This is a genomic window from Thalassospira sp. Z349TD_5 (genome assembly GCF_056173045.1).
In genome coordinates, this window is the sequence record NZ_CM149654.1 from 1,332,271 (window position 1) to 1,357,500 (window position 25,230).

Consider the following 25,230-nt stretch of genomic DNA (forward strand, 5'->3'; position numbering starts at 1 on the left):
ATCGCTGTAATGGATTTGTTTGCTGATCTGAGTATCGAGTTTTGGCATTGGTGGATTTTGGCCTGCTTGATGCTCGTACTTGAAATGGTGTTGCCGGGGATCATTTTCTTGTGGTTGTCCGTCGCGGCGGCGGCCGTGGGATTTGTCGTTTTGTTGGTTCCCGACATTTCTGTGGAACTGCAACTGATCGCGTTTGGCGTGTTTAGTGTGCTGTCGTTCGTGATCGGACGACGGTTCTTTCGTCCCGGGGTTTCCGGTGCGAACGAGCAAGATGTCAGCAGTGCCAGTTCTTCGCTGGTTGGTAAAACAACGGTCCTGACCGAAAAAACCACCAATGGCCGCGTGCGCCAAAGCGTCTATGGATCAAGCTGGGTCCTGAAATCAGACGAAGACCTTGCCAAAGGACAGAAAGTCCGTGTCTGCGGCATCGAAGGCAGTATGCTTCTTATCGAGGCGGTCAAAACCGACGCACCAAGCTAGGGTTTAGATCCTAGTCACGTTTCTGGTAAATGAAAGGCCCCGATCGTGGTTGATCGGGGCCTTTTTGATTTGGTTAGTTGACCGCACAGGCCCGCCACGGCGTCCAGGGCTTATAGTCGTCAAAGAACCGGGCCAGAAACTGATCAACCCGTTCACGGTTGGCTGCGCGCTCCGTCGGTTCAAGATCCTTGTCGTACTTGCCACAGTTCTTTTCGACCGCATCGCCAATGGTTTTCCAGTTGACATCTTCGGTGTGGCCGGGAAGGCCGGTGGCAATCGCGCACCAACCAACGGCTTCGGCCGGATCGCCAAGGGACTTGGCTTCTTCGGCAAGATAAGCTGCGGCGCGCATTTCACCGCGTTCGGCCGCTTGGCGCAGATATTGATAGCGTGCGGTATCGCTGGCGGCAAAGCGGTTGGCAAGAAGGGTGGCCGCACGCGGATCACCAGCCTCCCATGCGGTGGTCAGATATTCTTTTGCCGGGTCGGTTTTACCCTGATCAAGCGCATCAAGGGCAAGCCACAGCATGGCTTGTGTTTGTCCCTGATCGGCGGCCTGTTGATACAGGGTGCGGATCAGATCGGCAGGGGCGCCAGTCGCCTCAAGTTTGCGGGCCATGACAATGCTGGCATCAGGGTTCTTATTGCCCGCCGACGCCTTCATCATGGTCCATCCGGCGTCTTCATTGGCCTTAACGCCGACACCATTGATCATTTGACACGACAAAAGGTACTGCGCGGTGGCGTTGCCCTGATCGGCAAGCGAGGTAAAAACCTGTGCCGATTTTTCAAAATCACCATGGCGGTAGGCCGAAATGCCGTCATCAAGTACAGAAGATGCATCGGCCTGACCGGCGAATGGGACCAATGTCAGGGATGCGGTCAGGATAAGTGCCGCGGGTGATTTGGAAAAACGGGTAATCAGGGTTTTCATAAACTTCTGTCTAACATTCTTGCTGTGTGGCGGCCAAAAAGCTCCGGGACTGATGGTGCTTTGGGGCGGTATCAGTCCCGGAAAGTCCGCTCATGGCAGGGAGGATCAGATTGAGGGCAGATGCGTGAATTGATTTAAAAAATACAAATTCGGGTGTGAAATAGGGATCAACAAAAGAACGTCTTTAAAATCCGGTGGGACGGCCGGGGATGAAAAATCACCCCCGACACCCCCAGTAGTGAAGCCCGAATTACTGGGCAGCACTCCATTCCGCGATCAGATCGTCATATTTAACGGTCTCACCCTGCGGTTTTTCGTTGTCGAGCAACGGTTTCGGCGCACCCGGCTGGTCGAACCAGTATTGTGCGTCACGTTCTTCGTTCAGCTTCGGTGCACATTCACCACCGATGCCTGCACGTTCCAGACGCTGCATCACACGGTCCATCGCAGTTGCAAGGTTATCCATTGCTTCCTGCGGGGTCCGTTCCCCGGTAACAGCTTCGGCAACGTTCTGCCACCAGAGCTGAGCCAGTTTTGGATAATCGGGAACGTTGGTACCGGTCGGGGACCACTGAACACGGGCAGGTGAGCGATAGAACTCAACCAGACCACCCCAGTTCGGTGCGATGTCGGTCATGGCCTGGGAATCCAGGTCAGACTGACGGATCGGTGTCAGGCCCGTAAGGGTCTTTTTCAACGATACCGATTTCGACGTCGTGAACTGTGCATAGAGCCATGCTGCTTTACGGCGCTCAAGCGGGGTGGACTTCATCAGCGTCCAGGAACCCACATCCTGATAACCAAGCTTCATGCCTTCTTCCCAGTACGGGCCATGCGGGGACGGGGCCATACGCCATTTCGGCGTGCCATCGTCATTCACAACTGGCGTACCTTTTTTCGCCATATCGGCGGTAAAGGCCGTGTACCAGAAGATCTGCTGAGCAATCTGGCCCTGGGCCGGAACCGGACCAGCTTCACCAAAGGTCATGCCAGCGGCTTCTGGCGGCGCATAGGCTTTGAGCCAATCAATGTATTTGGTCAAAGCATAAACCGCTGCCGGGCCGTTTGCGGCACCACCACGGGTGACACTTGAGCCAGCAGGCGCACAGCCTTCAACACGGATACCCCATTCGTTGACCGGAAGGCCGTTCGGGATGCCCTTGTCGCCAGCACCAGCCATCGACAGCCACGCATCAGTAAAGCGCCAACCCAGTGACGGGTCTTTTTTACCGTAATCCATGTGGCCATAGACTTTCTGACCGTCGATTTCCTTCACGTCATTGGTGAAGAATTCGGCGATGTCTTCGTAAGCCGACCAGTTGACCGGAACACCAAGATCATAGCCATATTTGTCTTTGAACTGCTTTTGCAGGTCATCGCGCTGGAACCAGTCATACCGGAACCAGTAAAGGTTCGCGAACTGCTGGTCAGGAAGCTGATAAAGCTTGCCATCCGGGCCCGTGGTAAAGGACAGACCGATGAAGTCGTCCAGATCAAGCGTCGGAGAGGTCACATCAGCGCCTTCGCTGGCCATAAAGTCAGTCAGCGGCACAACCGCGTCATAACGCGAATGGGTGCCGATGAGGTCCGAGTCATTGATATAGGCGTCATAGATGTTGCGGTTCGACTGCATCTGAGTTTGCAGTTTTTCGATGACATCGCCTTCGCCAATCAGGTCATGGGTAATGTTGATCCCGGTGATTTCCGAGAACGCCTTTGCCAGAACCTTGGACTCATATTCGTGCGTGGTGATGGTTTCCGACACCACGTTGATGTCCATGCCGCGGAACGGTTCTGCGGCTTTGATGAACCATTCAAGTTCGGCCATCTGGGCATCTTTACTCAGGCTCGACGGCTGAAATTCGCTGTCGATCCAGTTCTTCGCTGCGTCGGTATATTGGTCTGCTGATGCTGGGTTTGCCAGCACGGCAAGGCCAAGGGCGACGGCAACTGCACTGCCTTTGATTACGGCAGAGGATCCCTTAAACTTAACGATCATGTCGTTTCTCCCTGATCGTCTTCCTTTTTCTCGTCCGGTCGAACCGGTCATCAACAGTGGGGGAAGACGGGTACCCACCGTAATGAATGGATTGGGACCGGCACGGGTGTAGGACGCCGTGCCGGTCCGGTTTCTTATCCCCAGCGCATCACAATGAAGAGCCAGAAAAGTGCTATGATTGACGCAATCCACAGGGCGGCATCGGTAAATGCCAGCCAGCCCAAATGGATATAGGCCGCGCCAAGAAGGCTGATAAACAGGCGATCACCGCGCGTGGTGGTCAGCGGCAAGAAGCCGCGACGTGGCACCGTTGGTGAAACTGTCTGCCAAATTCCCATCCCGATCAGCATCAGGATAATGCAGCTGAAAAACACTGCCGTAATCGGGGTCCAGGCCATCCAAGACATATTATTATTCCTCCTGTTTTCCGATTACACGCGGCCCATCGCGAAACCTTTGGCGATGTAGTTTCGAACAAACCAGATCACCAAGGCCCCGGGCACGATGGTTAAAACACCCGCTGCGGCCAAAACACCCCAATCAAGCCCCGATGCCGAAACAGTACGGGTCATGGTGGCGACAATCGGTTTTGCATCAACCGATGTCAGGGTGCGGGCCAACAGCAATTCCACCCAGCTGAACATGAAGCAGAAGAATGCCGTCACCCCAATGCCCGAACGGATCAGCGGAATGAAGATCGTGCCAAAGAAGCGCGGGAACGAATAGCCATCGATATAGGCGGTTTCGTCGATTTCCTTGGGGATACCCGACATGAAACCTTCGAGGATCCACACAGCAAGCGGCACGTTAAACAGACAGTGCGCAAGGGCGACCGCAATATGGGTGTCAAACAGACCGACACTTGAATACAGCTGGAAAAACGGCAACAGGAACACAGCAGGCGGTGCCATACGGTTGGTCAAAAGCCAGAAGAACAGATGCTTGTCGCCGACAAAGTTAAATCGCGAGAAAGCATAAGCTGCGGGCAGGGCGACCGCCAAGGATATGACCACGTTGATCGCAACATAGATCATCGAGTTGATATAGCCCGAATACCACGCCGGATCGGTCAGGATCGTTGCATAGTTGGCCAGTGTCGGATTGTCCGGGAACAAGGTCATTGCACCGAGAATTTCCGAATTGGTCTTGATCGACATGTTGAACAGCCAATAGATCGGCAGCAACAGGAACAGTATGTAAAGAATGAGTGCGATATGACGTTTCTGGAACCGCATTTTATTGTTCCTCCCGCTTTCCGGCGTTCATCACGACGGTATAGAAAACCCAGCAAACCAGCAGAATGATCAGGAAGTAGATCAACGAGAATGCCGCCGCCGGACCAAGATCAAACTGACCAACCGCAATCGTCACCAGGAACTGGCTGAGGAATGTGGTGGCCGTGCCCGGTCCGCCGCCCGTCAGAACGAATGGTTCGGTATAGATCATGAAGCTGTCCATAAAGCGCAGCAGCACACCGATCACCAGAACCGACTGCATTTTCGGCAGTTGGATGAACCGGAAAATCGCCCAGTTCGACGCGCCATCAATCTTGGCCGCCTGATAATAGGCGTCCGGGATCGACCGCAAACCGGCATAGCACAGAAGAACAATCAAACTGGTCCAGTGCCAGACATCCATCACCAGAACCGTGACCCAGGCATCCATCGGATTTTGCGAATAGTTATAGTCAATGCCCATCAGATTGATGACATAGCCGCCAAGCCCGATGTCGGCACGGCCGAAAATCTGCCAGATCGTTCCAACCACGTTCCATGGAATAAGCAATGGCAAGGCCAGAAGAACCATCGACGCCGAAACACCCCAGCCCTTGCGCGGCAAGGTCAGTGCAACTGCAATACCCAACGGAACTTCGATAAGCAGCACGCTCATGGTGTAGACGATCTGACGGATCAGCGCGTCATGCAGGCGGCGATCACCCAGAACCTGTTCGAACCATTCTGTGCCGACAAAGAACCGCGTTTGCGGATCGAAAATGTCCTGAACCGAATAGTTCACAACGGTCATCAGCGGAATGATCGCGCTGATGGCGACGATAAAGAAGACCGGCAGAACGAGGAACCAGGCCTTATTGTTGGTAATTTTGTTCATTTCCCTATTCCCCCTTACGCGACCAACTGACTGTCGGCGTAAAGTTTGGTCCATTCGGGTGCAAAACGCAGCACGCCGGACTGACCGATGATTTGGGCGTCTTCGCCAAGCTTGACCTTGATGTCGGATGATCCGAACCGGGTGGTTGCGATCTTGTACTGGCCGAGATCTTCGACCTTGGTGATATTGACCGCAACGCCGTTGTCGCTGCTGACCCCGTCGCCGGTTTCAAGTTTCAGGAACTCTGGCCGGATGCCCAGTTCAATCTTGCCGGTTTGTTTTGAAACCGCATCAAGATGACGGTCGGTAAGCGCGATGCGTTGCCCATCAATCCAGGCAGCACCGTCATCAATGTTGCAATCCATGATGTTCATGCCGGGACTGCCGATGAAATATCCGACAAAGGTATGGGCCGGATTTTCAAACAGTTCCTGAGGCGTGCCCAGCTGAACAACCTTGCCGCCATACATGACAACAACCTTGTCGGCAAAGGTCAGGGCTTCGACCTGATCATGGGTGACATAAACCATGGTCGGGCGCAGCTTGTTGTGGATTTCCTTGAGCTTGCGGCGCAGAACCCATTTCAGATGCGGGTCGATCACGGTCAGCGGCTCATCAAACAGGATGGCCGACACATCATCACGCACCAGACCACGGCCCAGTGAAATGGTTTGTTTTTCATCCGCGCCCAGACCGCGTGCTTTTTGCTTAAGCTTGCCGGTCAGATCAAGCATCCCGGCAATTTCACGCACCCGTTCGTCGACCCGTTTGGAATCAACACCGCGATTGCGCAGCGGGAAGGCAAGGTTTTCGTAAACGGTCATGGTGTCGTAAATCACCGGGAACTGGAAAACCTGTGCAATGTTGCGTTCTTCCGGGGCCAGTTTGGTGACATCCTTGCCATCAAACAGTACCTGTCCTTCCGACGGGGTCAAAAGGCCGGAAATGATGTTGAGCAATGTGGTCTTGCCACAACCCGACGGGCCGAGAAGGGCATAAGCCCCGCCATCTTCCCAAACATGTTCCATGCGACGCAGCGCATAATCCGCGTCCGATTTCGGATCGGGGAAGTATGAATGCGCAAGGCTTTTAAGATCGATACGTGCCATTTTAATTCTCCAACCTCAGGCGGCCTTGCCGTTTTGAATTTCACTGGGCGGGGCTGCCACAAGGCGATCATCGGCGTCATAGGCAAACAGACGGTTCGGATCGAGATAGAATGTGGTGGCTTCGCCAAGCCGCGGGTTGTGAACACCTTCTTCCTGTATCACCCACGAAACATCGTTGAAGTGAACATGAACAAAGGTTTCCGAACCGGTGATTTCGGCCAGTTCAACCTGACCCTGCATGGCAACGCACTGTGCGTTTTCCTGTTCGACCGACAAATGATTGGCGCGCACACCAACGGTGTAGTTGCCATTGCCAAGATCGGCCAAGTGACCCGACAGCGAAACCTGATGGCCGCTGGCAAGATACAGCGCACCGTCACGGACCTCGGCCTTAAGCAGATTGATCGGCGGATCGGAAAAGATCAGGCCGGTCTCGACATAAGCCGGGTTGTGATAAACCTCTGTGGTCGGCCCGAACTGGGTGACGCGGCCTTCGTGCATGACGGCACATTTTCCGCCCAGAAGAAGGGCTTCCATTGGTTCTGTCGTGGCATAGACAACAATGGTGTCGCGCTTGGCCAAAAGATTAGGAATTTCTTCGCGCAATTCTTCGCGCAATTTGTAATCAAGGTTCACCAGCGGCTCATCAAGCAAAAGCAACGTGCAATCCTTGACCATGGCGCGTGCCATCGCGGTGCGTTGCTGCTGTCCACCGGACAATTCCTGTGGCAGGCGATCAAGTAGATGTTCGATGTGCATCAACTCGGCAGTTTCGCGCACACGCTTTTCAATTTCAGCCTTATCCACACCTTGTAATTTCAAAGGGGATGCAATGTTGTCATACACATTCATCGACGGATAATTGATGAACTGCTGATAGACCATGGCGACGTTGCGTTTCTGCACTGCCATGCCGGTCACATCGGCATTGTTGACGAGTATGCGGCCACTGGTTGGGGGTTCAAGCCCGGCCATCATCCGCATCAGGGACGTTTTACCGGCCAGAGTCCGCCCCAGAAGGACGTTGAATGACCCCGGTTCCAGCGTCATCGACACGTCGTCGATGTGAGTCTCCCCGCCCACGGTCTTGGTGATGTTTTCAAGCGTAAGGGTCATATTCCACTGTTTCCTTCGCCCGCTTTCACGGTGTTTTTTGATTTCAGTTCGGTGTTAAACCATTGGGTGATGGCATTACGTGTTTGGTCTGAAAGATGCAGGCCCAGTTTTGAGCGACGCCACAAGACATCCTCGACCGTTCGGGCCCATTCGCGATCAACCAGATACCGCAATTCACATTCATATACGTCATCGCCGAAATGCTTACCAAGCCCTTCCAGATCAGACGCATCACCAATGATCAGTTTGGTGAGTGTGCCGTAGTTTTGCACGTAACGGTAGATGTGTGGTTTCGGAATCCAAGAAAATTTCTTGTGCATCGCGGCAAAATAATCATCGAAATCCGCGTTCGGCATGTCACCGCCCGGCAAGGGTTTGTCGGCTGTCCAGCGGATGTCATCGTGCCCCAAAAGCGGGCAAATCTTGCTCATCGCGGATTCTGCCAGCCTGCGATAGGTGGTGATCTTGCCGCCATAGATGTTTAGAAGCGGCGCAGCATTACCGTCACGATCACCCTTGTCGATTTCAAGAACATAATCGCGTGTGACCTGTGATGCGTCTTCGCTGCCATCGCCATACAGCGGACGAACACCGGAATAGGCCCAGACAACATCGTCAGGTGTGATTTTCTTTTCGAAATAGGTGTTGGTCAGCTGACACAGATAGTCGGTTTCGTCGGCGCTGATGGCGACCTTGGCCGGATCACCTTTGTAATCGCGATCTGTCGTGCCGATCAGGGTGAAGTCCTGTTCATAGGGGATGGCAAAGACAATCCGCCCATCCGGGTTCTGGAAGATATAGCAATAGTCATGGTCAAACAGCTTGGGCACGACAATGTGACTGCCCTGAACCATGCGAATGCCCTGTTTCTTTTTGGCCTCAACCCGGTTTTCAAGAAGCTCGGCACACCATGGGCCCGCCGCATTGACGACAGACCGTGCAGGGATGGTCCGTTCGCCATCCTCATTGCGGATGACCACTTTCCAAAGATCACCGTCACGTTTGGCCGAAACACATTCCGTACGGGTTTCGATTTCCGCCCCCAGATCGCGGGCTGACATCGCGTTTAGCACAACAAGACGCGCGTCCTGTACCCAGCAATCGGAATAAACAAATGCCTTATTCATGCCATCGACCAGCGGTTTACCCGCCGGGTGGTTTTTAAGTTTGATGCCTTCAGAGCCCGGAAGCTTTTCGCGTCCGCCAAGATGGTCATACAAAAACAGACCAAGGCGGATCATCCATGCCGGGCGCAGGCCTTTGACATGGGGCAGAACAAAACGCAGTGGCCAAATAATGTGCGGGGCTGCACGCAGCAAAACTTCACGTTCGATCAACGCTTCGCGGACCAGACGGAATTCGTAATGCTCAAGATAGCGCAGGCCACCATGGATCAGCTTTGTGCTGGCCGATGACGTGGCGCTGGCAAGGTCGTTCTTTTCACACAAAAAGACCTTAAGCCCACGCCCCGCAGCGTCCCGTGCGATGCCTGTGCCATTGATGCCACCGCCAATGATGGCGACGTCGTATGTTTCTGAACTGAGCAACCGCTTCCTCCCTGGTGCTCTTATTTGTGACAGATGTTCTCAACTGTCGTTCTTTATTGTCATAGACGTTACGAACCACCCAAAATAATTGCAAGCGAAAATTATGGTGAGCTGAAATTTTCGATAGTGAACTGAATTTCATAACCGATAACAAATTGTAATTGAACGATATTTTGAATTCAGATGCATATCGTCGGTTTGGGAAAGGGGGGCGAAGTTGCTTCTGAATGCCCGGTTTGGTGATCGGAATCGGTTGAAAATGAAAAAACAGCGCCGGTGTTAAATACCCGGCAGGGATATGCGGTGGCGATATATGTGCATGACGGGAACAGGTCGCCTTGACCGTGTTTGCCGCACATTCTGCCAAAACCAACTCTTTCAGGCGTATGGGGTGCAATCTTGTTGCAAAGCGTGGGTTTGTCCCTGTTTGCGATTGCCAATCCATAAATATCTCGCGAAGATGTGGCATCTTGACCGGAGCAGACTAGATGATGGCTATCGCATTTTGTCACTCCCAATGAAGAATACCGGAGGCACTAAAATGGTTTCGCTTAAAGACCCGTCACTCTTCACCCAGCAGGCCTACGTCGGTGGGGAATGGGTCGACGCCCCAGATGGGAAAACAGAACAGGTCACCAACCCGGCAAACGGGGATGTGATTGGAACGGTTCCGGTTCTTGGCCGTGACGCCGTCGCGCACGCGATTGACGTTGCCGAAAAGGCCCAGAAGCTTTGGAAAAAGCGGACAGCAAAGGAACGCGGTGCCATTCTGATGAAATGGTACGACCTGATGATGGAAAATCAGGACGATCTGGCGACCCTGATGACGGCAGAACAAGGCAAGCCATTTGCCGAGGCCAAGGGCGAGATCGCCTATGGTTCATCGTTCCTGCAGTGGTTCGCCGAAGAAGGCAAACGCGTTTACGGTGATGTCATTCCGACCTTTGCCGAAGGACGCCGGGTTCTGGTTCTCAAAGAACCGGTGGGTGTTTGTGCCGCCATCACGCCGTGGAACTTCCCGACCGCCATGATCACGCGCAAAGCCGCCCCGGCACTGGCTGTTGGCTGTGCGATGGTGGTTAAACCGGCGATGGAAACGCCTTATTCCGCCCTTGCCATGGCGGTTCTGGCCGAACGGGCCGGATTGCCCAAAGGGTTGCTGTCGATTGTGACGGGTGATGCGGTCGAAATCGGTGCCGAAATGACCGAGAACGCCAAAGTCCGCAAGCTGACCTTTACCGGCTCGACCGCGGTGGGTCGTTTGTTGATGCGTCAGTGTGCCGATACGGTTAAGAAAATCAGTCTTGAGCTTGGCGGGAACGCGCCGTTCATCGTTTGCGAAGATGCCGATATTGATGCCGCTGTTGACGGCGCAATTGCATCGAAATACCGCAATGCCGGTCAGACTTGCGTCTGTGCCAACCGTCTGTTTGTGCATGACGCGGTTTATGACGAGTTCGCGGAAAAATACGCTGCCAAGGTCGCGAAAATGCAGGTTGGCGATGGCTTCGAAGACGGTACCGTGATTGGTCCGCTGATCAACGAAAAGGCCATCCAGAAGGTTGAAAGCCAGGTTGCCGATGCGGTGTCCAAAGGCGGGCGCATCCTGACCGGTGGCAAGCGTCATGAAAAAGGCGGGTCGTTCTTCCAGCCGACCGTGATTGCCGATGCCAACCGCGAGATGACGGTCTTCCGTGAGGAAACCTTTGGTCCGATGGCCCCATTGATCCGCTTCCACACGGACGATGAAGTGCTTGAGATGGCCAATGATTCCGAGTTCGGCCTCGCATCCTACTTCTATTCACGCGATATCTCGCGGATCTGGAAGCTGGCCGAGGGCCTTGAAAGTGGTCTGGTCGGGGTGAATGTCGGCGTCATGGCGACCGAAGTCGCCCCGTTTGGCGGCTTCAAACAGTCTGGCGTTGGCCGCGAAGGATCGAAATACGGGATCGAGGATTACCTCGAAGTCAAATACGTCTGCATGGGCGGCGTTGACGAATAACGTGTGATATTTGGCAGAACGCCAGATCAATCTCGCTTACACGAAAAGGGGCGCTGCTGGTTGCAGCGCCCCTTTTTCATCGACAGGTAAGGCCGGATGATATGTCCTGACCTTAGATAAGCTGATCGTCTTTGGTGTTTTTGGCGTTCTTGTTGTCATCGCCAAGGATCGATTGCGATGATCCGGCGGGCAGTTGCGACTGCAGTTCGGTAAAGACATCAAACATGCGCGGGTTAAAGGCGATCTGTGCTTGCATCTTGTCGCGCCGTTCGCTCTCACTTTCCGGCGTGTTCATTTCCGCATTGGCAACTGCATTGCCATTAAGCTTCTGCTCGATCGCATCGGATATGGCTTTTTCGATGGCCTGGCGTTGGGTACCGTCCATTTCGGCCAGCGCATCTTCATCCAGTCCCATGCTTTGCAGCATCTTGGCGCGCATTTCTTCGATCTTGCGGTCTTCGATTTCTTTGACGTAGGTGGTGAAACCGTGTTCGCGGATATAGGCCAGCTCGGCATTTTCTTCCTTGTTCTTCTCAGGAAGCGGCTGGCTGTTTGATGCAATCGTCCGTGCCTGCTCAACAGTGTTTTTGGCGCTATAGGCGGTGTTGGTGACATTCATCAACGTGTCATACAATCCCATAAGAGCCCTCCATGGGAAAAAGATGCCGGTTTAAATTCATACTTCGAATATTTGCTGCAATCTCTGTGCCGGGATTATGTGGCACTTTCTGCTGGGGTGGAGAGGCGGTGAAAGAGAGGTGAAAACAGGGCATTGGCGAGGAAAAGTGAAAAAATTTTCGAAAACGAATTGTTTTTTGTGCGAAACTTTTCCTAAATAGGGGCACAAAATCATCGGTCACGTTTGTTAGGCGGGCCGAAATGCATGATTTCATGCAAGGAGAATACGGCAGGAAAACTGCCGGCTCGGGAGGAAAACAAACATGACCGACACGCGTTATATTCTGGCCATTGATCAGGGAACGACAAGCTCACGGGCGATTGTCTTTGATGAAAGCGGCCATTCTGTTTCTGTCGCACAGCAGGAATTCCCGCAACATTTCCCCAATAATGGCTGGGTCGAACATGACCCGGAAGATTTGTGGGATACGGTGGTCGCCGTCTGTAAAGAAGCGCTTGCGCGGGTCGATATTCAACAGGTCGCCGCCATCGGGATCACCAATCAGCGCGAAACCACCGTGGTCTGGGATCGTAAAACCGGCAAGCCGGTTTATAACGCGATTGTCTGGCAGGACCGACGTACCGCGTCCCTGTGCCATGATTTGAAAAAATCCGATCCAAAACTTGAAGCCGAGGTCAATGCGCGCTCGGGCCTTTTGATTGATCCGTATTTTTCCGCCACCAAGGTCGCGTGGATTCTTGATCATGTATCGGGTGCGCGTGCCCGCGCCGAGCAGGGCGATCTGGCCTTTGGGACGGTGGATAGTTTCCTTCTGTGGCGGTTGACCGGTGGGAAGTCCCACGCAACCGATGCCACCAATGCCGCACGGACCAATCTTTTTAATATTCGCGAAAACGACTGGGATGATCATTTGTGTGACATCTTCCGCGTGCCGCGCAATATGCTGCCTGATGTGCGCGATTGTGCCGCCGATTTTGGCATGGTGGATGCCGATCTGTTTGGCCGTGAAATCCCGGTTCTTGGCATGGCGGGCGATCAGCAGGCCGCCGCATTCGGACAATGTTGTTTTGAGCCGGGCGATATCAAAAGCACCTATGGCACCGGCTGTTTCGTGATCCTCAACACCGGCGATGAGGCGATTACATCTCAGCATCGCCTGTTGACCACGGTTGGCTATCGTTTGAATGGCAAAACAAGTTACGCCATCGAAGGTGCCATTTTCGTCGCCGGGGCGGCGGTGCAATGGTTGCGCGATGGTTTGGGCATTATCAAATCGGCGGCTGAGACCGAGGGCTTGGCCAAGTCGCTTGATGGCAACCACGGGGTATATCTGGTGCCGGCCTTTACCGGGCTTGGCGCGCCATACTGGGACCCGGATGCACGTGGGGCTATTTTCGGGCTGACGCGGGATACCGGCCCGCGTGAATTTGTTCGCGCAGCCCTTGAAAGTGTTTGTTACCAGACGTTTGATCTTTTTGAAGCCATGGCGGCCGACGGTGTTTCGCCAAAGGCGGTGCGGGTGGATGGCGGCATGGTCAGCAATGACTGGATGTGTCAGATGCTTTCGGACGTTCTGGGCATTGATGTTGAACGCCCCAAAGTCACCGAAACAACGGCCCTTGGGGCGGCATATCTGGCCGGGTTGCAGGCCGGTATTTACCGCGATCTTGATCATATTGCGCAAAATTGGCAGATCGATGCCCGGTACACCCCGGCTATTGAGCCGCGCCGCCGCGAAGACTTGCTGGCCGGGTGGAAAAATGCGGTCGGTCGGGTGCAAACAGACCAGAACGGCTAACACGCATGGCTGCCTTGTCCGGCTTTTGTGTTGTGGGGCTGGTAAGTATCCGAAATGCTTTGTACTATTTCAGGACGGTGTCATTGGCACCGTCCTTTCTTTTTGCGGGGTGGGGCCCGTTCATCATAAGCAGTGCAGTGATAATGCCGGGGGAACTATGCTTGATCTGATCGTCGGAAAAGTCGGACCTGTGTTTCTGACGATCCTTGGTGGGTTTCTTTTGACCCACGTCAAGATTATCTCGCGCGAAGGCATTCCGTTCCTTGCCAAAATTGCGATGAATGTTTTTATCCCGGCCATGTTGTTTCAGACCCTGTCGCAATCAGACATCAGTGCGCATTTCGATTTGCGCCTGTGGGGAAGCTACTATTCCGGTGTGCTTTTGAACTTTGCGCTGGTGTTTATGGCCGCACGTGTCTGGCTTAAGGCAAAAACAGACGAAGCGGCCGTGACGGCGATGGGCGGGGTGTTTTCCAACATTGTTCTTCTGGGCATCCCGCTGGTTCAGGCGGTGTACGGCGAAGAAGGGTTGGTGCCGCTTTTGATTGTTTTGTCGATCCATCCGCTGACCCTTCTTGGCCTGACGATCCTGATTGTCGAAGGGGCACGCGGGGGTGATGGGCATTGGTTGCCCAAGGTCGTGCGCAGTGTCGTGCGTGTCATGCGAAACCCGATTATTATTGCGATTGTGATGGGGGTTCTTGCCTCCCTGATTGATCTTCCGATCCCCGAAATGATCAACGGCACGCTGGAACGGTTCCGCACAGCAGGACCGACAATTGCCCTGTTGCTGGTTGGGGCCGGGCTTTATGGCCAGTCGGTGCGTGGTAATTTAAGTGCAAGTTTGCTGTGCACCGTTGCGAAAATGTTTGTGCAGCCGGTTCTGGTGTTTTCGGTAGCACATTTTGTTTTCGATCTGCCGCCGTTGTGGCTGACCATTGTAACGCTGGTGGCAGCCCTTCCGGCCGGGGCCAATGTGGCGGTTGTGGCGGGCAATTATAACGTCTGTGTCGATCGGTCTTCGACAACGATCCTGATCACAACCATCATCAGTATGCTGACCTTGCCGCTGTTGGTCCTGTATGCCGGGCCACAGTAAGGCCCTTAGGTGTTTGCGGCGTTCAGGATGCGCTCCATCAGGTTGATCTCATCATTCAGTGATGGTGTGTCCGGGCCGGATACGCCGTTTTCAACGGCTGTGACAAAGGCATTTATCGCGTCTTTTTGACCTTTGTCGCCTGCAAGCCAGTTTCGCATCACGACCTTTCCATTGACCTCAAGCCTGCGCCAGTCATGCAGTGTTGCCCCAAAATCCGGGGCCGCGATTTCAAGGATTTCCTTGGGCTCATTGCGCGTTGTGTGCAAATAGCTGACCTCGCCCACCGACCCGTCCGAAAAATATACGCGCCAGATGCTATCGCCCCTTTTCCGGTCCCGCCAGTCACAGGTGATGTCACTGATTTTCGCACCGGACAGATAGGTCATAAGATCAATAAAATGGCTGATCTCGCCAATGGTGCGCCCGCCTTGATCGGGGCGGTTCAGCCAATGATCGGTAGATAATGGTTTGAACCGGACCCGATAGTGAAACTGCTTTGCGTCGCGCGGCAGCAATTTACGCAATTTCTGGCTCATCGCTGCGTAACGCCGGTTATGGCCAACCATGAAAACCGATTTTTGGTTGGTTGCATGTGGGCGGAGGCGTTCCATATCCTCGTGGGTGATTGCAATGGGTTTTTCCAGCCAGACATGTTTGCCCGCCGCCAATGCCGCATCGGCCAACGTCGCATGGCTGTCATGGCGGGTGGCGATGATCACGCTGTTAATTTCGAAATTATCCAGGATGTCCGTGACGTCGGAACAAGGTTTTGCCGCGCGAAATTTACGTGCCGCAGCCAACGCCGAAAGCCCGCTTTGGGATGCGCAAGCCAGAACATCAATCCGGGTATGTTTACGTAAAAGTGGCAGCAAGCTGCCCCCCAGATAATTCCCCGTCCCGATCAACCCGAGTGTGACGGACCTATCCCTAGCAGGCTCATTGCAGGGCAAAGAACCTGACGGGGGTGTCAAACGGAAATCGTTTTCATCGTCTTGCGCCATCTCACTATGTGCAAAATGCACGACAGTCGCCAAGTCATCGGGATCAGCGCCTGGCGTGAAGTGATCGGCTATTGCATCAAACGTAATCTCACGGGTGATCAGGGGCAGGGGATCAAGCCTGCCATCGGCCATCAGATCAAGGGCGGCTTTCATGTACCGGTTCACAGTCCAGCGCACATGCCCTTCGGGGTAGTCCTGACCGGCTTCTTCATAGGCCGGATCATAGCGGCCCGGTCCATAGGATCTCACCTGACGCAGATCGATTTCCTTACGATACAGGACATCGCGTGTGCCATGCGGGGCAACATCCCCGACACAGACAATGACGCCACGATCCCGGCACAGCCGTGCGGCGTCATCAATCAGTGTATGGGTGCCCTGTGCCGGGGCACAGATATACACCGTGTCGAATTGCTTGTCCGGTGCATCTTGGGCGGTGTGATATGTGCCGGTCGCACCGATTGTTTCTGCCACTTTACGGCGCGTCGGGTTTGGTTCAATGACAGAGGTGCGCGCCCCGGCTGCCAATGCGGTCTGAGCAACCAACTGACCAACCAGCCCGGCACCCAAAATCGCAACCCGGTCGCCAATCCCGGTTTCCCCTTGTCGAAGGGCATGCAGGGCAAGGGCATACAGGGTCGTAAAAGCGGCCTTTTGGTTGCTGACTTCATCGGGAATGGGGCAGGCGAAGTTTTTGGGCACCACATTCCACTCGGCATGGTTGGCATGATCCATGCCGCCAATGGCAACCCGTTGCCCGCATGCAGGGTCGGTGATGCCATCCGCGACGGCATGCACAACACCCGCGCCGCAGTATCCCATTGGTAACGGGCGGCCAAGGCGGTTTTGAACGCGATCAAAGGTTTGGCGCGCGCCAACTGATCGCAATGATTTAAGTGTCAGGGCCACAAGATCGGGGCGCTGCCATGCCTTTTGGATCAGCGATGCGGTGGTTTGTTGCGCCTGATTAAACTCGGTACCGGGGCTTATGACGGTCGCGGATGTCCGTACCAGAACGGAATGGGGCTTCAACGAGGGTATCGGGCAGTCGGCAAGCATGATTTTCCGATCACCGGGAAACCGTAACAGGGCTTTCATCACCGTCATGCTGTACCTTAACGTCAAAAGGTTGAATGTTATTGGGATGATTAAACCACATGCATCATGGTGGCGTCGATCCGTGATTGACGCCGACCCGGCAGCGGTTTAGCAAGACGGCAGACCTCATTTTGGAACCATTCACGATGCAACAATCTGTCCCGGCACGGCATTGGCGCGATACGATGCTTAGCCTCGCCGCAATCTTGTTTGGCATTTCTGCGCCGCTGTTTTTCTTTGGCCGCGCGGCTGTCGGGATCGGGTTGGGTTTGTCGCTTATACTTGCGGTGACGAGTGGAAGTAACGGGCAGACATGGCGCCAGATGCGCCGCGATTTGACCTCGCCGCTTGGTGTTTTGGTCATGGTTGTCTTTGTTTGCTGGTTACCTTCGGTGATCGGTACGATCAACCCGGACAAGTCATGGGGTACCTGGATGGGTCGTTTGGCAATGCTGGGCGGCGTTTGGTATCTCATGCGCCTGATTGCCCCCAAGGCGCGCTATGCCTGGAACGCGCTAATCGGGGCAACCCTTGCTTTGATGGGCTATTGCCTTTTAGCAGCATTGACCACGCCCGATATCCTCAGCATCAAGGCAATGCTTGATCCCGAACGCCATGTTGATATTACACGTCGCTTAAAACCCAATGGCAGCTTCTTTATGTTTGCGGCCATTCTGTTTGCGGCAGACATGTTTGATCGGAAGGGATGGGCAAAGCTACCGCCGCTTTTAGGCGTTGTTGCCTTCTTCTTTATTATCGAGGTCTCCGATGCGCGCGCCAATACCGCAGGCGCACTTGCCGCTTTTGGTGCGATGGTGGTTGCGGCCTGGCTTGTGCTTGAAAACCGTATGGTAAAAACCGCCCTTCTTGTGGCATCGGTTGCGGGTACGGTCGGTATTCTGGTCTGGCTGTCATCGATCACCACGCAATGGCCCTATACAGGCTCATTTACACCTTACCTTCCGACCACGATCATTGATGCACACCGTCAACTCATCTGGCAGTTTGCCTACAGCCATGTGTTCGATCATCCCTTGATTGGCTGGGGTATTAACGCTGCCCCTTGGATCCCCGGCGCCAATGGTATGGTTGAAGGATTTAATCAGGCAGTTCTTCCGGGGCACCCGCATAGCTGGTTTATGGAAATCTGGCTCGAAACCGGGTTGATTGGACTGATCCCGACGGTTCTTTTGGTTCTAGGATGTGCCGTTGTTGGCTTGCGGTTGACCTCCCGTGATGGGCTTCGCGCCGCAGGACCGGTTTTGGGAATTCTCGCGGCTTACTGGTTTGCCGGGTTGTTTAACTATTCATTCTGGACGTCATGGTGGTTTGCCGTCTTTGTGGTTTCGCTTGCAATGGCCGTTCTGCGCCGTGATGCGTTGGTGCGCGAAACGGCGCCAAGGTCGCGGCGCAAAACCATGATCGTCTGTGCCGAAGACTGGTCTTTCGTATCCCATCGCATCGGACTTGGTCGTGCGGCCTTGGTGCGTGGGGACGACGTCGTTGTTGCCTGCAATTTGGGTGATGCTGCGGACGCGTTGCGCAGCGAAGGCTTTCGCGTCGTTGATGTACCGATTGCGCGTGGCGGCTTAAGCCCGCTCAAGTCACTTAAAACGGTAAAGTCTCTTGCCTGTCTGATCCGGCGCGAACAGCCCGACGTCATCGTCAATGTCGCGATACAGTGTGTTGTTCTTTCTGCCTTTGCCGGTCTATTGGTGGGGGCAAAGCGATCAGTTAATATGATAACCGGGCTTGGCTTCCTGTTTGTGTCTGGCGGTGCCAAAGCCCGCATTGTTCGACATATTGTGTCGCTGGTTTTACGGGTGTATGCCCGGTGCCCGTCCATCAACGTGATCGTGCAGAACCGCGATGATCATGCGCTTATGTCTGATCTTGGTTTTCGGGAAAGCCGACTGGCGTTGGTCCGTGGGTCAGGGGTGGATATTTCTGCCTTTGCACCGAGAACCACATCATCGGACGGCCTCAAAACTGCGATATTTGTTGCCAGAATGCTGTGGTCAAAGGGACTTGCTGAGCTGATCGAGGCCGCCCGCATTCTGAAGTCACGCAATCACACCTATCGCTTCCTTTTGGTCGGTGATGCCGATCCTGCCAATCCTGACAGTGCATCGGAAAGCGATCTGGTGAAATGGCAGCAAGACGGGCTGATCGAATGGCTTGGCAAACGAAGAGACATTGCGCACTTGCTACGTTCTGCTGATCTGGCCGTTTTACCATCATGGCGCGAAGGTCTGCCCAAATCATTATTAGAGGCCGCTTCCTCGGGGCTTGCCATGGTGTCAACCGATGTGCCCGGATGTCGCGAAATTGTCTCCCATCAGGAAAATGGTCTTCTTGTGCCCTTGCGCGATGCAAGTGCGCTTGCCGATGCCATCGAAAAACTGATGGAGGATGATGCAACCCGTCATGCTTATGGCGCAGCAGCCCGGAATCTGGTCGAACGCGAACTCTGTGATCAGGTGATCATTGCCAAAACGCTTAAGTTCGTGACCGGGACGGCACCCGTTGATCATGTCCGCACAGTACGATTTGGATCACAGAAAACGTAAAACGAGATCTCTCGTCCCCTGGTGGTATAGATTTAAAGGCTCCGTTCGCGGGGCCTTTTCTTTTTGGTCAAAAATCTCTTTGCATCCTCGATGTATATTTTGTATACAATATACATGAATTGAAGATACCCTCGTGAGTATGGGTGTTTGAATGTGTAATGCGCGTGCCAAAACGGGTGCGCTGTATCAGGAGGTTACTTTCCCATGCAGGTAAACTGGACTGGCGTTTTCCCCGCCGTTGCCACACAGATGAACGAAGACGGCTCAATCGATTTCGACATGACCGCCGAACAGATCGAAGCTCTGATCACCGCGGGCGTCGATGGTCTGGTGATGCTGGGCTCGGTCGGTGAAAACACCGCCCTTGAGCCGGACGAAAAAATTGCCGTCCTCAAACTTGCTGTCGAAGTCACCAAGGGCCGCATCCCGGTTCTGTCCGGTGTTGCTGAAAACTCAACTCAGGCTGCGATCCGTCATGTTCAGGTCTGCGAAGAACTTGGCGCTGATGGCCTGATGCTGCTGCCGGGCATGGTTTACACCGCTGATCCGCGTGAAAACATCGAGCATTTCCGCACCGTTGCGGGCGCTACCAAGCTTCCGATCATGATTTACAACAATCCGGGTGCCTATCGCATCGACATCAAACCAGAAGAATTCAATCAGCTGGCCGATGTTAAAAATCTGGTCGCGATCAAGGAAAGCTCCGGCGATCCGCGCCGTATCACCGATATCTACAATGCCTGTGGCGACCGGTTTGTTTTGTTCTGTGGCATGGATGACCTTGTCATGGAAACGCAGGTTCTGGGCGCTGTTGGCTGGATTTCCGGCTTTACTGATGCCTTCCCAAAAGAATCAGTCGCGCTGTGGAAACTGCTGTCTGAAGGTAAATACAAAGAAGCCCTTCCGATTTACCGCTGGTTCACCCCGATTTTGCACATGGATGTGCATGCCAAACTGGTTCAGTACATTAAACTGGCACAGGAAATGACCGGTGTGGGCAAGGCGCACGTGCGCGCACCGCGTCTTCCGCTGGTTGGCAAAGAGCTTGAAACGATCAAGGCGGAAATCCAGAAAGCAATCGATACCCGTCCAAGCCTCTAGGCACGACCTAAAATGCAGCCGGTTATGGTATCAACCGATTGCATTTCGATTGCGAATGATGAAACAGTAAGCTCCCTCGTGACATCTCGCGGGGGAGTTTCCTGCCATCTTGTCGGCAGTTAAATTCGAGAGATTACACGCACCATATTTGACGAGGCCCCCAAATGTCCCAATCGCCCTCAAAATCCAAGACCCCGAACGCGTCTGGTCAAAAGGCCGTCGTGATTGGTGCCGGGATCATCGGCGTGAATGTTGCTCTTGCTCTTCAGGAAAAGGGCTATGAGGTGACCATTCTGGACCGTGGTGAGCCGGGCATGGGGGCATCCTTTGGCAATGCCGGTGGGATTGCGGTAACCGAATGTGCGCCGATTGCAATGCCCGGAACGCTGATGAATGTGCCCGGCTGGCTGATGGATCCGCTTGGACCGCTTTCGGTGCGTTGGGGATATTTGCCCAGAATGTTGCCATGGCTGTTACGTTTTCTGGCCGCAAGCTCCAAATCCCGAGTTGAGCAGATCGCAACCGAACTGGCCGCACTCCTTAACCGCGCATGGGATGATTACGATCCCGTAATTGCCAAGGCTGGCCTTGCCGATGCCGTCTTTAAAAAAGAGGGGGCAATGGCTGTCTATCGCAGCGATGCTTCGCGACGTAAGGATGATTATGCCATTGACCTTCGTCGGCGGAACGGCATTAAAATCCGCGATCTTACCCGTGCTGAAGTGCGCGACCTCGAACCCGATCTGGCGCCGATCTTTTCATGCGGCGTGATGGAAGAAGACTGGGGCAGGGTGCTTGACCCCTATAAGATCGTGATGGGGCTGTATAAATGCTTCCGTGATCAGGGGGGCAAATTTGAAGCCGCCGACGTCACTGACTTTGTCTATCGCGATGGCAAACCACGTGCGGCAATGACCACATCCGGCGATCAGATTACCTTTGACACGGTGGTGGTTGCCTGTGGTGCATGGTCTAAAACGCTCGCCAAACGTCTGGGGTCGCCAGTACCGCTTGATACCGAACGGGGCTATAACACCACCGTTCCCTATCATGGCGCCAAACTGTCGCGCATGGTGATTTGTGCCGATGACAGTTTTGTCATGACCCCGATGGAAATGGGCATTCGCGTTGGCGGTGCGGTCGAACTTGGCGGTCTGACCGCGGCACCCAATTATGATCGGGCCAAGGCACTGTTTGCCAAGGGTAAGGAAGTCCTGCCCAAGCTGAATGGCGAAGGCGGCACGGAATGGATGGGCTTTCGTCCGTCCATGCCCGATTCAAAACCGGTCATTTCCAAAAGCCCCAATCATCAGAACGTCTTTTTCGCCTTTGGGCACGGGCACCTTGGCCTGACCATGGCAGCAACCACCGGGCGCCTGATTTCCGATCTTATGAGTGGGGAAGAAACCCCGATCAACATGACGCCCTATCGTATCAATCGTTTCTAGAAGGCCCCACCCATGGCGAAAGACAGTTTCTTTTGTATTGATGGTCATACCTGCGGCAACCCGGTGCGTCTGGTTGCCGGCGGTGGCCCCAAACTTCACGGTGCGACCATGCTTGAAAAGCGGGCGCACTTTCTGGCCGAATATGACTGGATCCGCACCGGGCTGATGTTTGAGCCGCGTGGTCATGACGTGATGTCAGGATCAATCCTCTATGATCCGACCTCTGATGATTATGATGTTGCAGTGCTGTTCATTGAAACGTCGGGCTGCCTTCCGATGTGCGGCCATGGCACCATCGGGACCGTCACCATGGCGATCGAAGAAGGCTTGGTAAAACCCAAAACACCGGGGCGCTTGCGGCTTGAAACCCCGGCAGGATTGGTGATTGCTGAATACAATCAGGTCGGTGAATACGTCGAATCGGTCAAACTGACCAACGTGCCGTCGTTCCTGTATAAAACCGATATTGCCGTTGACTGTCCTGATCTTGGCCCGATCACGGTCGATGTGGCCTATGGTGGGAATTTCTATGCGATTGTCGAGCCGCAGGAAAACTACCGGGATATGTCGGACTTCACCGCCGGTGATTTGCAACGCATCAGCCCGGAACTGCGCCGCCGTCTGAATGAACAAAACGACTTTGTTCACCCGCTTTACCCCGACATCAAGGGCCTGTCGCATATCCAATGGACCGGCAAACCGACCCAGCCCGACAGCACGCACCGTAATGCGGTGTTTTACGGTGATAAGGGCATTGATCGTTCCCCTTGTGGCACCGGGTCGTCGGCCCGTCTGGCGCAGCTCGTGGCCAAGGGGCAATGGGACCCGGCCCATGAGTTGGTTCATGAAAGCATCATCGGATCACAATTTAGGGTCAGCGTGGTTGAACACACCAAAGTCGGCGCGTATGACGCGGTGGTGCCCGGTATCGAAGGTTGGGCGCGCAAGCACGGGTATAACACGATCTTTATTGATGACCGTGATCCCTACAAGCATGGTTTTGTCGTAAACTAACCGACCGAAGAGGGCTTTATGCTCCCTTCGTTGTATTTGCGCGATGGGTCCCTGATTATACAGTATGCAATTGTATTGCGACTTGGCGGGTGCATGGTTATGACTAATCATGGATATGCCAGTCTAGCTGGACAGATCGTTACCCCGGATGCCATGGAACCGGGACCCATTATAAAAGAGCTGAAATGACCGCATCACCGCGATTTACCCGCCGCACCATTACCGATCAGGTTACCGAAGACCTCAGGGCCCGCATTTTATCGGGTGATTTCCCTGCGGGCTTCCAGTTGCGTCAGGATGCGATCGCCGGTGAATATAATGTGTCGCGCATTCCGGTCCGCGAAGCGCTTCAGCGCCTTGACGCCGAAGGATTGGTCTCGTTTCAGCCCCATAAGGGGGCGATTGTCGCCCAGCTGTCGCTTGATGAAATCGAAGAATTGTTTGAAGTCCGCAAATTGCTCGAATGCGAATTGCTCCGTCATGCTATACCGCGCATGACACCGGCGGATTTAAAGTCGGTCGAAGATATCCTGATGGTCTATGACGAAGCTTTCCGGTCTGGCGATGTGTCGAAATGGGGGGAGCTTAACCGCGAATTCCATGACCGGCTGTATCGGGCGTCAAACCGTCCCAAGACGCTTGAAATCATCCGCATGATTGGCAACAACACGGTCCGCTTTGCACAGGCGCAACTGGCGCTTTCGGGGGAAACCGACCGGGCGGAGCGCGAACACCATCAGATTTTCGAAGCCTGCAAAGCCGGAAACGTTGACGAGGCGGTGGGTCTTCTGGCTGACCATATTGAAAATTCCGCCAACAGCCTGATGGATTGCCTGCGCAACGCCCGTCAGTAGGGACGGCGAGGCGATTTTAAAGACCGCGGTGGCCCAAACCGCCCTGCATTAGCGCAGCATAAATCCCCGTCCGACATCATCATTGTCTTCAAACCAAAAACTGGCCTTACCACTATAATGGGCCACCCCCTTGACCGACGCGATGACGGCCGGGTGCGGCCCGCAGGTGGTTGTGCTGGTGACCGCCCCCTCAAAACCCGATCCGACAATGCTCTCGAACCGGCGCGATTGGCCGGTTTTGATCAGACCCTTGCCGTGTTGAATGGCAAGCCGGGCGCTGACACCTGATCCGGTCGGACTGCGGTCAACCTGACTGTCGGCAAATACACATATATTGCGCGTCGGTGTGTCGCCAAATGCGTCTTTGCCATCGGTCAAGATCGCGCCATATAAAAACGCCAGATCATCATGATCGGGGTGGGAAAGCGGGATGGCTTTCCTCACCGCCAAACACACTTCCTCGGCAAGCTGCGTCAGCTTGTTTGTGACCGATGAGCTGATCGGCAGGCCGAATTGCCCGGCATCAAGAATGGCGTAGAACGCACCGCCATATCCAATGTCGGTTTTAAAGCTGCGTCCATCTTCCAGGGTCAGCGCAAGGTCGCGGGCAAACAAAAAGGATGGCACGGATGAAAACCGTACCCTGCGGCTTTGTCCATTGGTGACTTCGACCTCGGCCCGCACCATGCCACATGGGCATTCGATATTCACGTGCGTGACCGGCTCGACCACTTTGACCAGGCCATAATCAACCGCATAGCGGCCAAGGGCGATGATCGCGTGCCCGCACATGGTCGAATAGCCTTCATTATGAATGAACAGCACGGCCATATCTGCACCCGGCAGGCTCGGTTCAACCAGTATCGCCCCATACATGTCGGCATGCCCGCGCGGTTCAAACATCAAAAAACGGCGCAAATGATCAAGATGGTCGCGGGCATAACGCCGCTTGGCCAGAATGTCGTCGCCCGGAATGGCGGGGTATCCCGATGTGATAATCCGCAACGGCTCGCCGCCGGTATGCATATCAATCACCTCAATCGGGGTACTTTGACCGGGCAGGGCGTTTGATCGGGGCGAATCAAGGTTGGCTTTGCTGTGGGGCATGGGGCCTCATAATGGAATTTCGGGTATTTTTGATCTGTTTTGATTTTCTGGCGTAACCTGATTCTCGGTATTTAACGGTGCCGCGCGAACATCTTAGCCCTTTAAACGCCCAAAAGAATATGGTTACAATCGGGCTGGGACAAAACTTCTTAAGATGCCCCCTCTTGCGGGTCATAAAAGTGAAACCTATATGTGTCTTCGCGC

The 25,230-nt window shown here is 54.3% G+C and carries 20 protein-coding genes; 9 read left to right on the forward strand and 11 right to left on the reverse strand.

Features of this window, described 5'->3' with window-relative positions; translation table 11 throughout:
* Positions 1 to 9 precede the first annotated feature (9 nt).
* Positions 10 to 480 (forward strand): NfeD family protein, encoded by a 471-nt coding sequence (locus AC0VXT_RS05930; protein ID WP_475547898.1) that lies wholly within the window; start codon positions 10 to 12, stop codon positions 478 to 480.
* A 73-nt stretch (positions 481 to 553) separates the two neighbouring features.
* Here the strand turns inward: AC0VXT_RS05930 and AC0VXT_RS05935 are convergent, their stop codons facing one another.
* The 8 genes from AC0VXT_RS05935 to glpD all read right to left on the reverse strand — a co-directional run bounded on the left by AC0VXT_RS05935 (position 554) and on the right by glpD (position 9,294).
* Positions 554 to 1,414, reverse strand: coding sequence for a tetratricopeptide repeat protein (locus AC0VXT_RS05935; RefSeq protein ID WP_475547899.1), 861 nt, complete (start codon positions 1,412 to 1,414; stop codon positions 554 to 556).
* A 250-nt stretch (positions 1,415 to 1,664) separates the two neighbouring features.
* Positions 1,665 to 3,413, reverse strand: a complete 1,749-nt coding sequence (locus AC0VXT_RS05940) for an ABC transporter substrate-binding protein (protein WP_475547900.1) — start codon at positions 3,411 to 3,413, stop codon at positions 1,665 to 1,667.
* 134 nt (positions 3,414 to 3,547) lie between these two features.
* Positions 3,548 to 3,820 carry a DUF2160 domain-containing protein gene (locus tag AC0VXT_RS05945; protein ID WP_102785279.1) on the reverse strand — a complete coding sequence of 91 codons (273 nt, stop codon included), beginning with the start codon at positions 3,818 to 3,820 and terminating at the stop codon, positions 3,548 to 3,550.
* 24 nt (positions 3,821 to 3,844) lie between these two features.
* Positions 3,845 to 4,648, reverse strand: a complete 804-nt coding sequence (locus AC0VXT_RS05950; protein WP_101302526.1) for a carbohydrate ABC transporter permease — start codon at positions 4,646 to 4,648, stop codon at positions 3,845 to 3,847.
* A gap of 1 nt (position 4,649) precedes the next feature.
* A complete protein-coding gene (locus AC0VXT_RS05955) occupies positions 4,650 to 5,522 on the reverse strand; it encodes a carbohydrate ABC transporter permease (protein WP_475547901.1) in 873 nt (290 codons plus the stop codon).
* Positions 5,523 to 5,536: 14 nt separating this feature from the next.
* The gene (locus AC0VXT_RS05960; RefSeq protein WP_475547902.1) at positions 5,537 to 6,631 is read right to left on the reverse strand and encodes an ABC transporter ATP-binding protein; all 1,095 of its coding nucleotides are present in this window, start codon (positions 6,629 to 6,631) and stop codon (positions 5,537 to 5,539) included.
* 15 nt (positions 6,632 to 6,646) lie between these two features.
* Positions 6,647 to 7,747, reverse strand: a complete 1,101-nt coding sequence (locus tag AC0VXT_RS05965; RefSeq protein WP_475547903.1) for an ABC transporter ATP-binding protein — start codon at positions 7,745 to 7,747, stop codon at positions 6,647 to 6,649.
* Complete coding sequence (gene glpD, locus AC0VXT_RS05970; RefSeq protein ID WP_475547904.1) at positions 7,744 to 9,294, reverse strand: glycerol-3-phosphate dehydrogenase; 1,551 nt, start codon at positions 9,292 to 9,294, stop codon at positions 7,744 to 7,746. The genes AC0VXT_RS05965 and glpD overlap by 4 nt, the downstream gene beginning before the upstream one ends.
* Positions 9,295 to 9,835: 541 nt before the next feature.
* Here glpD and AC0VXT_RS05975 point away from each other — a divergent pair.
* Entirely contained in the window at positions 9,836 to 11,296 is a 1,461-nt protein-coding gene (locus tag AC0VXT_RS05975) for an NAD-dependent succinate-semialdehyde dehydrogenase (RefSeq protein ID WP_475547905.1), read from the forward strand.
* A 112-nt stretch (positions 11,297 to 11,408) separates the two neighbouring features.
* On the opposite strand, the gene AC0VXT_RS05980 is transcribed toward AC0VXT_RS05975, so the two are convergent.
* Positions 11,409 to 11,936, reverse strand: a complete 528-nt coding sequence (locus AC0VXT_RS05980; RefSeq protein ID WP_475547906.1) for a hypothetical protein — start codon at positions 11,934 to 11,936, stop codon at positions 11,409 to 11,411.
* A 301-nt stretch (positions 11,937 to 12,237) separates the two neighbouring features.
* On the opposite strand from AC0VXT_RS05980, the gene glpK reads away from it, so the two are divergent.
* Complete coding sequence (gene glpK / locus AC0VXT_RS05985; RefSeq protein ID WP_475547907.1) at positions 12,238 to 13,734, forward strand: glycerol kinase GlpK; 1,497 nt, start codon at positions 12,238 to 12,240, stop codon at positions 13,732 to 13,734.
* A gap of 157 nt (positions 13,735 to 13,891) precedes the next feature.
* On the forward strand, positions 13,892 to 14,833 hold the full coding sequence (locus AC0VXT_RS05990; protein WP_022732208.1) for an AEC family transporter: 942 nt from the start codon (positions 13,892 to 13,894) through the stop codon (positions 14,831 to 14,833).
* Positions 14,834 to 14,838: 5 nt separating this feature from the next.
* On the opposite strand, the gene AC0VXT_RS05995 is transcribed toward AC0VXT_RS05990, so the two are convergent.
* Complete coding sequence (locus AC0VXT_RS05995) at positions 14,839 to 16,941, reverse strand: bi-domain-containing oxidoreductase (RefSeq protein ID WP_475547908.1); 2,103 nt, start codon at positions 16,939 to 16,941, stop codon at positions 14,839 to 14,841.
* Positions 16,942 to 17,078: 137 nt separating this feature from the next.
* Here AC0VXT_RS05995 and AC0VXT_RS06000 point away from each other — a divergent pair, with 137 nt between their 5' ends.
* From AC0VXT_RS06000 to AC0VXT_RS06020, 5 genes are all read left to right on the forward strand, one after another.
* Complete coding sequence (locus AC0VXT_RS06000; protein WP_475547909.1) at positions 17,079 to 19,502, forward strand: glycosyltransferase; 2,424 nt, start codon at positions 17,079 to 17,081, stop codon at positions 19,500 to 19,502.
* 204 nt (positions 19,503 to 19,706) lie between these two features.
* Positions 19,707 to 20,603, forward strand: a complete 897-nt coding sequence (locus AC0VXT_RS06005) for a dihydrodipicolinate synthase family protein (protein ID WP_475547910.1) — start codon at positions 19,707 to 19,709, stop codon at positions 20,601 to 20,603.
* A gap of 164 nt (positions 20,604 to 20,767) precedes the next feature.
* A complete protein-coding gene (locus AC0VXT_RS06010) occupies positions 20,768 to 22,051 on the forward strand; it encodes an NAD(P)/FAD-dependent oxidoreductase (RefSeq protein ID WP_475547911.1) in 1,284 nt (427 codons plus the stop codon).
* Between the two features lie 12 nt (positions 22,052 to 22,063).
* Positions 22,064 to 23,065 carry a 4-hydroxyproline epimerase gene (locus AC0VXT_RS06015; protein WP_475547912.1) on the forward strand — a complete coding sequence of 334 codons (1,002 nt, stop codon included), beginning with the start codon at positions 22,064 to 22,066 and terminating at the stop codon, positions 23,063 to 23,065.
* A 185-nt stretch (positions 23,066 to 23,250) separates the two neighbouring features.
* Positions 23,251 to 23,919: a GntR family transcriptional regulator gene (locus AC0VXT_RS06020; protein ID WP_022732216.1), complete on the forward strand. Its 669-nt coding sequence runs from the start codon at positions 23,251 to 23,253 to the stop codon at positions 23,917 to 23,919.
* Between the two features lie 48 nt (positions 23,920 to 23,967).
* On the opposite strand, the gene AC0VXT_RS06025 is transcribed toward AC0VXT_RS06020, so the two are convergent.
* Positions 23,968 to 25,026: a proline racemase family protein gene (locus AC0VXT_RS06025; protein WP_475547913.1), complete on the reverse strand. Its 1,059-nt coding sequence runs from the start codon at positions 25,024 to 25,026 to the stop codon at positions 23,968 to 23,970.
* Positions 25,027 to 25,230 lie beyond the last annotated feature (204 nt).

Bases quoted from the DNA above. Each gene is read 5' to 3' on its own strand.
- AC0VXT_RS06020 (WP_022732216.1), top strand. From the start codon at position 23,251: ATGACCGCATCACCGCGATTTACCCGCCGCACCATTACCGATCAGGTT.
- AC0VXT_RS05935 (WP_475547899.1), bottom strand. From the start codon at position 1,414: ATGAAAACCCTGATTACCCGTTTTTCCAAATCACCCGCGGCACTTATC.
- AC0VXT_RS06000 (WP_475547909.1), top strand. From the start codon at position 17,079: ATGCAACAATCTGTCCCGGCACGGCATTGGCGCGATACGATGCTTAGC.
- AC0VXT_RS05980 (WP_475547906.1), bottom strand. From the start codon at position 11,936: ATGGGATTGTATGACACGTTGATGAATGTCACCAACACCGCCTATAGC.
- AC0VXT_RS06010 (WP_475547911.1), top strand. From the start codon at position 20,768: ATGTCCCAATCGCCCTCAAAATCCAAGACCCCGAACGCGTCTGGTCAA.
- AC0VXT_RS05950 (WP_101302526.1), bottom strand. From the start codon at position 4,648: ATGCGGTTCCAGAAACGTCATATCGCACTCATTCTTTACATACTGTTC.
- AC0VXT_RS05945 (WP_102785279.1), bottom strand. From the start codon at position 3,820: ATGTCTTGGATGGCCTGGACCCCGATTACGGCAGTGTTTTTCAGCTGC.
- AC0VXT_RS06025 (WP_475547913.1), bottom strand. From the start codon at position 25,026: ATGCCCCACAGCAAAGCCAACCTTGATTCGCCCCGATCAAACGCCCTG.
- AC0VXT_RS05965 (WP_475547903.1), bottom strand. From the start codon at position 7,747: ATGACCCTTACGCTTGAAAACATCACCAAGACCGTGGGCGGGGAGACT.
- AC0VXT_RS05960 (WP_475547902.1), bottom strand. From the start codon at position 6,631: ATGGCACGTATCGATCTTAAAAGCCTTGCGCATTCATACTTCCCCGAT.
- AC0VXT_RS06005 (WP_475547910.1), top strand. From the start codon at position 19,707: ATGCAGGTAAACTGGACTGGCGTTTTCCCCGCCGTTGCCACACAGATG.
- AC0VXT_RS05995 (WP_475547908.1), bottom strand. From the start codon at position 16,941: ATGACGGTGATGAAAGCCCTGTTACGGTTTCCCGGTGATCGGAAAATC.
- AC0VXT_RS05955 (WP_475547901.1), bottom strand. From the start codon at position 5,522: ATGAACAAAATTACCAACAATAAGGCCTGGTTCCTCGTTCTGCCGGTC.
- glpK (WP_475547907.1), top strand. From the start codon at position 12,238: ATGACCGACACGCGTTATATTCTGGCCATTGATCAGGGAACGACAAGC.
- AC0VXT_RS05975 (WP_475547905.1), top strand. From the start codon at position 9,836: ATGGTTTCGCTTAAAGACCCGTCACTCTTCACCCAGCAGGCCTACGTC.
- AC0VXT_RS05940 (WP_475547900.1), bottom strand. From the start codon at position 3,413: ATGATCGTTAAGTTTAAGGGATCCTCTGCCGTAATCAAAGGCAGTGCA.
- AC0VXT_RS05990 (WP_022732208.1), top strand. From the start codon at position 13,892: ATGCTTGATCTGATCGTCGGAAAAGTCGGACCTGTGTTTCTGACGATC.
- AC0VXT_RS06015 (WP_475547912.1), top strand. From the start codon at position 22,064: ATGGCGAAAGACAGTTTCTTTTGTATTGATGGTCATACCTGCGGCAAC.
- AC0VXT_RS05930 (WP_475547898.1), top strand. From the start codon at position 10: ATGGATTTGTTTGCTGATCTGAGTATCGAGTTTTGGCATTGGTGGATT.